We start from the raw sequence: 11929 nt of genomic DNA, 5'->3' as shown, positions 1-11929 counted from the left end.
CTTCCGGGGTCGAGTTCCGACACGCCGGGCCGGCAACAAGGTTCAATCACCGGTTGAGGCTTTACGATCTGCGACTTGACCTGAGCGAATGACACGGGTGTAATTAGTGCATCGCGCGAACGGCGCGGACCATTACACGGGGGAGAGCAATATGACGGGTTACCGTTCCGGCGTTCCCGAGAACTGGTTCGTCGATCCGGTCGACCTCGGTGTCCCCGGGGTGCGGCGCACCGCCGCCACCGGTGACGACACCACGCTCGCGTGGCAGACCGACGCGCTGTGCTCTCAGACCGACCCCGAGGCGTTCTTCCCCGAGAAGGGCGGCTCGACCCGCGACGCGAAGCGCATCTGCGGATCGTGCGACGTGCGGGGCGAGTGCCTCGAGTACGCGCTGCAGAACGACGAGCGCTTCGGCATCTGGGGCGGGCTCAGCGAGCGCGAGCGCCGCAAGCTCAAGCGTCGCGCCGGCTGACAGGCCGGACTTCGAGAATCGCGGCCGATCTCCCCGGCTGAGCGTTCCTCGCGCCTAGGCTGACCAGGTCATGCCCGCCAGAGTCCACGCGCTTCTGGTCGTGCGTCCCGATGCGCGCGACTCCGCCGACATCCATCTGCGTCGAACCCTCGCCGCCCTCGCCGCCCAGACGCGGCCCATCGACGCGCTCACGATCGTGCTGTGCGGCACCGACGACGAGGTGCGCGAGCTGGCGGCCGCCTCTGGTGCCGAGGGCGTGATCGAGGCCGATCGCGGCACGCATTTCGCCGACGCCCTGCACCTGGCCTCGCACCGCATCGACGGGGATGCCGTGTGGCTGCTGGCCCAAGACACCGCCCCCGAGCCCGCCGCGCTCGCCCGCCTGGCCGGGGCCCTCGAGACTGCGCCGTCGGTCGCCTTCGCGGCGCCGAAGCTCGTGCGCTGGGACGACGCGCACCGCATCGTCTCGCTCGGGGTCACGATGACCCGCACCGGACACGCCGTGGGCCTGGCCGGCGGCGAGCTCGACCAGGGGCAGCACGACGGCCGGCAGGATGTGCTCGGCGCCGACGTGCGCGCCTTGCTGGTGCGCGCGGACCGCTGGAAGGAGCTCGGCGGGCTCGACCCCGCCCTGTCCGGCGCCGACGAGGGGCTCGACCTCGGCGTGCGCGCGCGCCTGGCCGGCCACCGCGTCGCCCTCGCGCCGCGGGCCATCGTCGCCGTCGCCGGTGACGGCGTCGCCGGCGCCCCCGACGACCGCTCCACCGCCAGCCGCACCCGTGCCCGGTTCGCCGCACGGGCCGCCCAGCTGCACCGGCGTCTGGTCTACGCGGCCCCGCCGCTGGTGTTCCTGCACTGGCTCTCGCTGCTGCCGCTGGGTCTGGCCCGGTCGGTGGGACACCTGATCGGCAAGCATCCCTCGCGCATCGGCCCCGAGATCGCCGCCACCGTCGCCGCGCTGGTGCGCATCCCCTCGGTCGTGCGCGCACGCTCCGGCATCCGTCGCATCCGCCAGGCCGGCTGGGCGCAGCTGGCGCCGCTGCGGATGACGCCGCGCGAACTGCGCGAGCGTCACGAGATCGAGACCGGCCCCGAGGCCCGCCACGAGCTGGGCTTCTTCACCGGGGGCGGCGCCTGGATCGTGCTGGCCGCGCTCGTGCTGTCGATCGCCGCGTTCCCCGCGCTGCTGGCGTGGCCCGCCCTGGGCGGCGGGGCGCTCGCGCCGCTGCGCGCCACCGTCGCGCAGCTGTGGGCCGACGCCGCCCCGGCCGGCGACCGCGCCCTCGGCTGGGCGACCTCCGGCCCCGCCGACCCGTTCAGCGCGGTCGTGGCCACGATCGGGTCGCTCTCGCCGCTGGCCCCCTCCCGCGCCATCGTCGTGCTGTGGGTGCTGGCGCTGCCGCTGGCCGCCCTCGGCGGCTGGTTCGCGGCCACCCGCGTCACCGACCGCGCGCTGCCCCGCGCCGCGGTCGCGATCGCCTGGACGCTCGCGCCGCCGCTGCTGTCCGCCCTCACCGAGGGCCGTCCCACCGGCGTGCTCGTGCACCTGCTGCTGCCGTGGCTGCTGTTCACCGGTGCCGCCGCGCACCGGGCCTGGACGAGCGCGGGGCTCGCGTCGATCATCGCGGTCGCCGTCCTGGCCTGCGCCCCGACACTGGCGCCCGCGCTGCTGCTGCTGTGGACGGTGCAGCTGGTTCTCGTGGCGACGCTGCGCGGCGCCGGCATCGGCCGCGTGCTGTGGCTCATCGTGCCGACGATCGCCGTCTTCGCCCCGCTCGTGTGGGCGCGGGTGACCGCAGGGGAGTGGGTGACGCTGGCCGCCGATCCGGGCGTGCCCCTCGCCGGCACGGGCCTGGGCGGCGATCCGGTGTCGCGGCTCGCGCTGCTGGCCGGGTTCCCGACCGCCGACCCCGGCGGATGGGGCGCGTGGACGGACGGGCCGGTCTGGTGGGTGCCGCTGCTGGTCGCACCGCTCCTGGCCGCCGCACTCACTGCGCCGCTCGTGGCCCGCCTGTTGCCGGCCGCCGTGACCCTGCTCATCGCCGCGACCGGCATCGCGACCGCGTTCCTCGTCTCCGGCGTCGCCGTCGCCGCAGTCGGCGCCGACCCCGCCCCGCTGTGGCCGGGCGCCGCCCTCAGCCTCGGCTGGGCCGGAATGGCGGGCGCTGCCGCTCTCACCCTCGACCGGCTCGCCCCCCGCCCGCGGGGTCTGGTCGCCCTGCTGGTGCTGGGCGCCCTCGCCGTGGCGGCGGTGCCCGCCCTCACCGCCACGGTGCGCGGCGCCGCGGTGCTCACCAACGGACCGGTCAGCACCCTCCCCGCCTTCGTCGACGCTGAAGGCCGCGGCGGCACCGGCACGGCGACCCTCGTGCTGACCCCGCAGACTTCCGGCGCGTTCGCCGCGCAGGTCGTCTGGGGCGGCAGCGAGACCCTCGACGGCCAGACGACCCTGGTCTCGGCGCGCGGCGCCGCCACCGACGCCGATGACGAGCTGGGCGGCGTCGTCGCCGATCTCGTCACCGGCACCGCCGGCGACGTCGTCGAGCGCCTCGGCGCGCACGGTGTCGGCTTCGTGCTGCTCGAGGTGCCCGCCGACGACGCCGCGGCGGCGGTCGGCCGCACGGCCGCGTCGTCGTTCGACCTGCGCGATGCCCTCGAGAACGTCGGCGACACCGGCAAGGGCGTGCTGTGGCGCGTCACCGCCGAGGTCGACCCGCGGGCCGCAGGCGACCCCGGCGCCGGCTGGATCGTCCTGCAGGCGGGGGCTCTCGTGCTCGCGCTGCTGCTGGCCGTTCCCACTGCCGCGACGGCACGCGCCGCGCGGCGCGTGCCGAGGGTGATCGGAGGAGCCCGATGAGCCTTCCCCGCACGACCGCGCGCCTCATCGCCGGCGCCGCCGTCACCGCCGCGTGCCTGATCGGCGCCGCGGCCGCCGTCGCCGTGCCCTGGCCGAGCGTCGAGCGCACGCCCCTGGCCGTCACGGCCGAACCCGTCGCGGCCGCATCGCTGCTGGCCTGCGCCGGACCGGTGCTGGCCACCGGGCGCACCGCCGAGGCGGCCGGCTCGGTCTCCGACGCGGCCGCCCCGCAGGTGGTCGCCGCCACGGTCGACGGGCAGTCGGATGCCACGATGCGCCGCCTCGCCGCCCCCGACGTGCAGGGCGGAGCGGGCGTCGACGCGATCGTCGCGATCCCCACCGGCCGGGAGAGCGCCGAGGTCGCCGGCGCCGAGTCGTCGAGCCTCGCCGACGACGACCTGCGCGGCTTCACGGCATCCGCGTGCGGCACGCCCCGCATGGTGTCGTGGCTGGTCGCCGGCAGCGGCCAGACCGGCGCGTCCGACCTCGTGCTGCTGGCCAACCCGGGCGACGTCGCCGCGCGGGTCGACCTGACGGTGTTCGGGGCGTCCGGCGAGACGCGCCCCGCCGCCGGCAGCGGCATCGTCGTCGGTCCCGGCACCCAGCGGGTGCTGTCGATGGCCGCCCTCGCCCTCGGCGAGGAGAGCCCCATCATCCGCGTCGACGCGTCCGAGGCGCCGGTGACCGCCGCGGTGCAGAGCAGCATCACCCGCACGCTCATCCCGGGTGGCGTCGACCAGACCGGCGCCACCGTCGATCCCGCGCCCACCCAGGTGTTCCCCGCCTTCACCGTGGCCGGCGCGTCGGTGTCCGACACCGACGGCACGACCTCCCTGCGCCTGCTCGCGCCCACCGGTGGCGGCGAGGCCACCGTCACCGTCACCCCGGTGGGGGGAGGCGCGCCCACCACGAGCGAGGTCGCCCTCAGCGCCGGGCAGCCCCTCGAACTGCAGCTGGGCGGCCTGGCCGCGGGCACATACTCGCTGCGCGTGGACGCGGCCGTCCCCGTCGTCGCGGGGCTGTGGGAGGCCACCGGCTACGGGGCCGCCGACGACTTCGCCTGGTACGCCGCCTCGCCCGAGCTCGGCGCCCGCTCGGTCGCCGTGGTCGCCGAAGGCCCCGGGGCGGTGCTCACGATCACCAACGACGGGCCCGACGATGCCGTCGTCACCACCTCTGCCGGCGCCGGCGCCGACGAGCCCGTCGACGTCGCGGTGCCCAGCGGCGGCGCCGCCCAGGTGGCGGTCGCGGCCGGCGAGGCCTATGTGATCGGCACCACGACCCCCGGCATCCGCGCCAGCGTCACCTATGCCGGCGCCGGTGCGCTGGCCGGCTACCCCGTCGCCCCTTCGGATGCCGCGGCGGCCGACGTCGTCGTCTACGTGCAGTGACCCGTCGGGGGCGGCGGCCGGCCGCCCCGGCAGCGCCGCCACCGCGCCGCCACCGCGCATAGGATGGGCGGCATGATCCGCCGCCGCACCCGCGCCCAGACGGCCCGGCCGTCGCGGCACGGACGCCACGGCCGTGAGGGCCGCAGCCCCGTCGTGCGGCCGCCGCTGCCGCCGCTGGAGACCCGCCAGGACGCCTTCGAGCTGTCGGTGGGCACGGCGGCGGAGTTCCTGCGGAGCGCGTGGCCCGAGCTGCGCGAAGTGCGCTTCGAGGTGGGCGCGATGCCGCCCGCCAGCGACGCCGACGGCATCCCGCGCTGGGATGCGCGCCCCGCCGAGCAGCGCATCATCCTGTTCCGCCTGCCCATCGAGCGCCTCAGCCACCTGCACCGCGACGACGAGCTGCACCGGCGCATGATGATCGAGTCGTACGTGTTCCGCGCCGCCGCGGAGTACCTCGACCGCGACCCGTGGGACCTCGGCCCCGAGCGGTTCCGCTTCTTCTGAGCGCGGCGCGGCATCCGGCTGCCCGGCCGGCGGCTCGCTAGCGTGGAGGCGATGCGCACCAGACTCTGTTCCAAGGTGGGCTGCGCCCGCGAAGCGGTCACGACCCTGACCTACGATTACGGCGACCAGATGGCGGCGCTCGGCCCGCTCGGCGCGGGCAACGATCCGCACGCCCACGACCTGTGCGCCATCCACACCGACCGCCTCTCGGTTCCCAAGGGGTGGATGGTCGTCCGCCACGAGACGCTCCGCGTCTGAGGCGCGCACGCCCGCGGGGCCCGGCCGCACGGCATCCGTGCGCACCTCCCGCCGCCGCGCGCGTGGGATGATGGCGAGATGCCGACTCCCGTGAGCACCCTCGATTACGTCGTCGCCGACATCGCCCTCGCTGAGGCCGGACGGCACCAGATCCGCCTCGCCGAGAACGAGATGCCCGGCCTCATGGCGCTGCGCGAAGAGTTCGGGGCGGCCCAGCCGCTGGCCGGCGCCCGCATCGCCGGGTCGCTGCACATGACCGTGCAGACCGCGGTGCTCATCGAGACCCTCGTGGCCCTCGGCGCCCAGGTGCGGTGGGCGTCGTGCAACATCTTCTCCACTCAGGACGAGGCCGCCGCCGCGGTCGTCGTCGGCCGCGACGGCACCCCCGAGGCCCCCGCCGGCGTGCCGGTGTTCGCCTTCAAGGGCGAGACCCTCGCCGAGTACTGGCAGCTCGCCGACCGCATCTTCGACTGGTCGGCCGAAGGCTTCGACGGCCCGAACCTCATCCTCGACGACGGCGGCGACGCCACCCTGCTCGTGCACAAGGGCGTCGAGTTCGAGAAGGCCGGCGCGGTGCCGGAGGCGACGGCATCCGACTCCGCCGAGTACCGCATCGTGCTCGACACTCTCCGCGCCTCGCTCGCCCGCGACCCGCAGCGCTTCACGCGGATGGCCGCGGGGCTGCTCGGCGTGACCGAGGAGACCACCACCGGCGTGCACCGCCTGTACGAGCTGCACGCGGCGGGCGCCCTGCTGTTCCCCGCGATCAACGTGAACGACTCGGTCACCAAGTCGAAGTTCGACAACAAGTACGGCATCCGCCACTCGCTGCCCGACGGCATCAACCGCGCCACCGACGTGCTGATGGGCGGCAAGGTCGCCTTCATCGTCGGCTACGGCGACGTGGGCAAGGGCGCCGCCGAGGCCCTGCGCGGCCAGGGCGCGCGCGTGATCGTGGGCGAGGTCGACCCGATCTGCGCCCTGCAGGCCGCGATGGACGGCTTCCAGGTCGCCCGTCTGGAGTCGGTGATCGATCAGGTCGACATCCTCATCACGGGCACCGGCAACACGCAGGTCGTCACCGTCGAGCACCTGCTCGGCCTCAAGCACCTGGCCATCGTCGGCAACGTCGGACACTTCGACGACGAGATCGACATGGCGGGCCTGGAAGCGGTCGAGGGCGTCGAGAAGATCGAGATCAAGCCGCAGGTGCACGAGTTCCGCCTCCCCACCGGGCGCAGCGTGCTCGTGCTCAGCGAGGGGCGCCTGCTCAACCTCGGCAACGCGACCGGTCACCCGTCGTTCGTGATGAGCGCGTCGTTCGCGAACCAGGTGCTCGCCCAGCTCGAGCTGTGGGTCGGCCGCGACCGCTACCCGGTCGGCGTCTACACGTTGCCCAAGGTGCTCGACGAGAAGGTCGCGCGCCTGCACCTGCCGGCGCTGGGCGTCGAGCTCACCGAGCTCACCCCCCACCAGGCCGCCTACATCGGCGTCCCCGTCGAGGGCCCCTACAAGCTCGACCACTACCGCTACTGAGGCCCCGGGCTCGGGCTCGGGCTCGGGCTCGGCTCGGGCTCGGCTCTGACGGCGAGAGAACAACGGGGCGCCGAGGGAACGGGTAGCGCCCGTACTCTCGGCGGCGAGGTGTTCTCTCGCGGCCGGGCGGATGCCGCGGCGCGCGCGTCAGCGGCGGGGGAAGCCGGGCGGGGGGTCGGCGGTGCCGGCGGTCAGGGCGTCGACGCGCTCCGCCTCGAGGCGCAGGGCGGTGTACTCCCGGTCGCGGCGCACCGCGACCACGCCGCGCACGAACAGCTCGGGATCGACGGCGGGCACCGGGGTGACGAACGGGGCGACGTCGGCGGCGAGGGTGCCAGCGGCGCGGACGCGGGCGGCGGCGTCGAGCGTGTCGGCGCTGCGCACGAACCGCGCCGCGCGACGCGCGACACGGTCGGGGAGGCGCCCCACGTCGGCCACGCGCGCCCAGCCCGCCAGCGGTCCCGGGACCCCGTCGACGGGGGCGGGCAGGCGCGGCGCGCGGGTGCGCTCGGAGAAGGTGCCGGCGAGCAGGTCGCCCAGGCGCTGCGAGCGCGGTGAGACGGCGCCGACGATGCCGGCGACGGCGCCGACCGTGAACCAGAGCTCGAACACGCCCACGAGCGCGCGGATGAACGCGTGGCGGAAGCCCGCCGCGCCGCCGTCGAGGCGCACGATGCGCCCGCCGACGGCGAGCTTGCCGAGGCTGCGCCCGCGGGTGGCCGTCTCCACCGCGGTCGGGATGACGACCATCACCAGCACGAGCGCGGTGATCGACAGGATGGGGGAGAGGGTGGCGGCGGCGGCTCCGGTGCCGGTGACCCACCCCGCGGCGGCCCACACCGCGATCAGCAGCGCGAGGCCCACGATGAGGTCGATGAGCGTGCCGACCGCCCGCAGGAAGTAGCCCAGCGGCTGCACGTCGAGGGCGACGGCCTCGCCGGTGAGCACCTCGTCCTGCCGGATCGCGGCGGCGGTCCCGGGCATCGGCATGGGTACAGTGAAGCACATGGACCTCGACGCCCTCACGGCCGCGCGACGCGCGGAGTGGGAGCGGCTGGACGAGCTCGGGCGCATCCGGCGCCCGACCGCCGGCGAGGTCGACGAACTCGTCGACCGGTACCGCGCGGCATCCGCCGATCTGGCCGAGATCAAGACCACCGCGGGCCGCAGCGTCGAGGGCGACCACCTGTCGACGCTGCTGGGCCGGGCGCGGCTGCGGCTGACCGGGGCACCCGAGAACGTGCTGCGGCAGCTGCCGCGGTTCTTCCTCTGGCAGCTGCCGGCGGCCCTCTACCGCCTGCGCTGGACCACCCTCGTCGTCGCACTCGGGTTCTTCCTCGTGGGGGCGCTCGTGGCGGTGTGGATCGCCCGCGACCCCGCGGTGCTGGCCGCCCTCGGCGATCAGGCCGACCTGCAGTACTACGCCGAGAACGAGTTCACCGACTACTACAGCGAGAACCCGGCGGCGGTGTTCGCCGGCACGGTGTGGACCAACAACGCCTGGATCGCCGCGCAGTGCGTGCTGTTCGGGGTGACCGGCTTCTGGCCGGTGATGGTCGTCATCCAGAACGCGGTCGGGGTCGGCACGGCGGCGGCGGTGCTGTTCGCGCACGGCCGCGGCGACGTCTTCCTGCTGTTCATCGCCCCGCACGGCCAGCTCGAGCTCACCGCGATCTTCGTGGCCGCCGCGGCGGGCCTGCACATCTTCTGGGCGTGGGTGGCGCCGGGCCGTCGGGGGCGTGGCGAGGCGCTCGCCGCCGCAGGGCGCTCGCTGGCCACGGTCGCGGTCGGTCTCGTGCTGGCGCTGGCGCTGTCGGGCCTGGTCGAGGGGTTCATCACCCGCCAGCCGTGGCCCTGGCCGCTGAAGATCGGCATCGGCACCGCCGCGCTGGCCGTCTTCCTCGTCTACATGCTCGTCGTCGGACGCCGCGCGGCGCAGGCGGGCGAGACCGGCGATCTCACCGAGTACGAGACCGGCACGGCACGTCTCGTCGCGGGCTGACGCGTTGTTTTGATCCTGTCAAAACAACGCGTAGAGTGGATGCCATGACCTCCCTCGCGCTCGCGGCATCCGATGCCCTGCGCGGTGCGGGCCTGCGTGTCACCGAGTCGCGCAGTGCGGTCTACGAGGCCCTGCGGTCCGCTCCGCACGCCAGCGCCGACGACGTGTACGAGCGCATCCGCGTGCACGTGCCCGGCACGAGTCGGCAGTCGGTTTACAACGCCCTCGGCGACTTCGCCGACGCCGGTCTGGTGCGCCGCATCGAGCCGGCCGGCCGCCCGATGCTCTTCGAGCTGCGCGTCGACGACAACCACCACCACCTCGTGTGCACCGGATGCGGTGCCGTCGAAGACATCGATTGCGCCGTCGGCGCCGCCCCCTGCCTCGTGCCCTCCGACGACCACGGCTACACGATCGCCGCCGCAGAGGTCACCTTCTGGGGCGTGTGCCCGGCCTGCCGGTCGGCGCGCCCCTGACCGACTCCTCCTGTACCCCCAACGACCTCCCGAGGAAGGAAGACGTATGAGCAGCAACCCGGATGAGACCGTCCAGCCGATCGGCGCGGACCCCACCGACGCCGACCAGGCCGTCACGCCGATCGACACCCCCGTCGACGAGCGCGAGGACGGCGAGACCCGTCCCCGCCCCAACCCGGACGAGGCCGGCGCCTGCCCCGTCATCCACGGCGGCACCCAGCCGCACCCGACCAGCGGATCGGCCAACCACGTGTGGTGGCCGAACCAGCTGAACCTGCGCATCCTGAAGAAGAACCCCGCCCTGGCAAACCCCCTCGGCGGCGACTTCGACTACGCCGAGGCGTTCGGGGCGCTCGACCTGGCGGCCGTGAAGGCCGACATCGCCCAGACGCTCGTCACCTCGCAGGACTGGTGGCCCGCCGACTTCGGCAACTACGGCCCGCTGATGATCCGCATGGCCTGGCACAGCGCCGGCACCTACCGGGTCACCGACGGTCGCGGCGGCGGCGGTGCCGGTCAGCAGCGCTTCGCGCCGCTGAACAGCTGGCCCGACAACGTCAACCTCGACAAGGCGCGGCGCCTGCTGTGGCCGGTCAAGAAGAAGTACGGTCAGGCGATCTCGTGGGCCGACCTCATGATCCTCGCCGGCAACGTCGCCCTCGAGTCGATGGGCTTCTCGACCTTCGGCTTCGCCGGCGGCCGCCCCGACGTGTGGGAGCCCGACGACGACGTGTACTGGGGCCCCGAGACCACGTGGCTCGCCGACGAGCGCTACTCGGGCGACCGCGACCTCGAGAAGCCGCTGGCAGCCGTGCAGATGGGCCTCATCTACGTCAACCCGGAGGGTCCGAACGGCGACCCCGACCCGCTGGCATCCGCCCGCGACATCCGTGAGACGTTCGGCCGCATGGGCATGGACGACGAAGAGACCGTCGCCCTCATCGCCGGTGGCCACACCTTCGGCAAGACCCACGGTGCGGCGCCCGACACGAACATCGAGAACAACCCCGAAGCCGCCGACGTCGACATGCAGGGCCTCGGCTGGAAGAACAACTTCGGCGCCGGCCACGGCGACGACACCATCACCTCGGGCCTCGAGGTGACGTGGACCTACCACCCCACGCGCTGGGACAACGAGTTCTTCCACATCCTGTACGCCTACGAGTGGGAGCTGATGACCAGCCCCGGCGGCGGCCACCAGTGGCGGCCCATCAACGGCGGCGGCGCCGACATGGTGCCCCTCGCGCACTCGAACGGGCGTCGCGAGCCGCGCATGCTCACCAGCGACCTCGCGCTGCGCACCGACCCCGCCTACGACGCGGTCTCGCGCCGCTTCAAGGACGACCCCGAGGCGTTCGGCGACGCGTTCGCACGTGCGTGGTTCAAGCTGACCCACCGCGACATGGGACCCATCGAGCGCTACCTCGGACCCGAGGTGCCGCAGGAGGAGCTCATCTGGCAGGACCGCGTGCCCGCGGCCCCGCAGGAGCTCATCGGCGACGCCGACGTGGCGACCCTGAAGGCGGCCGTGCTCGCGTCGGGCCTGACCGTCTCGGAGCTGGTCGGCACCACGTGGGCCGCGGCATCGACCTTCCGTGGCAGCGACAAGCGCGGCGGCGTCAACGGCGCCCGCATCCGCCTCGAGCCGCAGAAGGACTGGGAGGTCAACAACCCCGCGCAGCTGCACCGCGTGCTGGGCGTGCTCGGCGGCATCAAGGCCGACTTCGATGCCACCGGCACCACCGTGTCGCTGGCCGACCTGATCGTCATCGCCGGCAACGCGGCGGTCGAGAAGGCCGCAGCCGACGCCGGCGTCGAGGTCGAGGTGCCCTTCCACCCGGGTCGCACCGACGCCTCGCAGGAGCAGACCGACGTGCGCTCGTTCGGATACCTGGAGCCGGCGGCCGACGGCTTCCGCAACTACCAGGGTCCCCTCGCGACGGCGGCGGGTCTTCCCGCCGAGCACCTGCTCGTCGACAAGGCGAACCTGCTCACCCTCTCCGCACCCGAGATGACCGTGCTCGTCGGCGGCCTGCGTGTGCTCGGCGCCAACTGGGACGGCTCGTCGTACGGCGTGTTCACCGACCGGCCGGGCGTGCTCACGAACGACTTCTTCGTGAACCTGCTCGACCTCGGCACCACCTGGAAGCCGCTGGACCCGGGTGCGCACGCGTTCGGCGGCGTGAAGGACGGCTCGGGCGACCGGGTCGGCGTGGGCACCCGCGTCGACCTGCTGTTCGGCTCCAACTCGGAGCTGCGGGCCGTCGCCGAGGTCTACGCCTCCGACGACGCCCACGAGAAGTTCGTGCGCGACTTCGTCGCCGCGTGGGGCCGCGTCACCGAGCTCGACCGGTTCGACCTGCACGGCTGAGCGCCGGATGCGCAACGGCCCCGCCCCTTTTCGGGGGCGGGGCCGTTGCGCGTTGCCGCGTC

10 protein-coding genes are annotated in these 11929 nt (G+C 74.2%); 9 read left to right on the top strand and 1 reads right to left on the bottom strand.

The genetic code is table 11. The features are described 5' to 3' along the window. Positions 1-151: 151 nt before the first annotated feature. The 6 genes from N3K63_RS00450 (at position 152) to ahcY (ending at position 7018) form a co-directional block, all read left to right on the top strand. The gene (locus tag N3K63_RS00450; protein ID WP_261577995.1) at positions 152-472 is read left to right on the top strand and encodes a WhiB family transcriptional regulator; all 321 of its coding nucleotides are present in this window, start codon (positions 152-154) and stop codon (positions 470-472) included. Between the two features lie 70 nt (positions 473-542). After that, on the top strand, positions 543-3329 hold the full coding sequence (locus N3K63_RS00445; RefSeq protein WP_261577994.1) for a glycosyltransferase: 2787 nt from the start codon (positions 543-545) through the stop codon (positions 3327-3329). After that, a complete protein-coding gene (locus N3K63_RS00440) occupies positions 3326-4720 on the top strand; it encodes a DUF5719 family protein (protein WP_261577992.1) in 1395 nt (464 codons plus the stop codon). The genes N3K63_RS00445 and N3K63_RS00440 overlap by 4 nt, the downstream gene beginning before the upstream one ends. Before the next feature lie 72 nt (positions 4721-4792). After that, positions 4793-5224: a metallopeptidase family protein gene (locus N3K63_RS00435; protein ID WP_261577991.1), complete on the top strand. Its 432-nt coding sequence runs from the start codon at positions 4793-4795 to the stop codon at positions 5222-5224. Positions 5225-5275: 51 nt separating this feature from the next. Next, positions 5276-5482, top strand: a complete 207-nt coding sequence (locus N3K63_RS00430) for a DUF3499 domain-containing protein (protein ID WP_261577990.1) — start codon at positions 5276-5278, stop codon at positions 5480-5482. A 78-nt stretch (positions 5483-5560) separates the two neighbouring features. Beyond that, positions 5561-7018, top strand: coding sequence for an adenosylhomocysteinase (gene ahcY, locus N3K63_RS00425; RefSeq protein WP_261577989.1), 1458 nt, complete (start codon positions 5561-5563; stop codon positions 7016-7018). 147 nt (positions 7019-7165) lie between these two features. Here ahcY and N3K63_RS00420 read toward each other — a convergent pair whose 3' ends face one another. Next, positions 7166-8008 (bottom strand): RDD family protein, encoded by an 843-nt coding sequence (locus N3K63_RS00420; protein WP_261577988.1) that lies wholly within the window; start codon positions 8006-8008, stop codon positions 7166-7168. A gap of 16 nt (positions 8009-8024) precedes the next feature. Here N3K63_RS00420 and N3K63_RS00415 point away from each other — a divergent pair, with 16 nt between their 5' ends. The 3 genes from N3K63_RS00415 to katG are packed head-to-tail and all read left to right on the top strand — an operon-like array spanning position 8025 to position 11867. Then, complete coding sequence (locus N3K63_RS00415) at positions 8025-9020, top strand: stage II sporulation protein M (protein WP_261577987.1); 996 nt, start codon at positions 8025-8027, stop codon at positions 9018-9020. Positions 9021-9064: 44 nt separating this feature from the next. Further along, a complete protein-coding gene (locus N3K63_RS00410; RefSeq protein WP_261577986.1) occupies positions 9065-9496 on the top strand; it encodes a Fur family transcriptional regulator in 432 nt (143 codons plus the stop codon). A gap of 46 nt (positions 9497-9542) precedes the next feature. Then, the gene (gene katG / locus N3K63_RS00405; RefSeq protein WP_261577985.1) at positions 9543-11867 is read left to right on the top strand and encodes a catalase/peroxidase HPI; all 2325 of its coding nucleotides are present in this window, start codon (positions 9543-9545) and stop codon (positions 11865-11867) included. The last annotated feature ends 62 nt before the right edge of the window (positions 11868-11929 follow it).

Source organism: Microbacterium festucae, from assembly GCF_025421715.1.
Lineage (GTDB): Bacteria > Actinomycetota > Actinomycetes > Actinomycetales > Microbacteriaceae > Microbacterium > Microbacterium festucae.
Note: the sequence above shows the minus strand (reverse complement) of the source record. Positions and strands in the feature narration are given on the sequence as shown.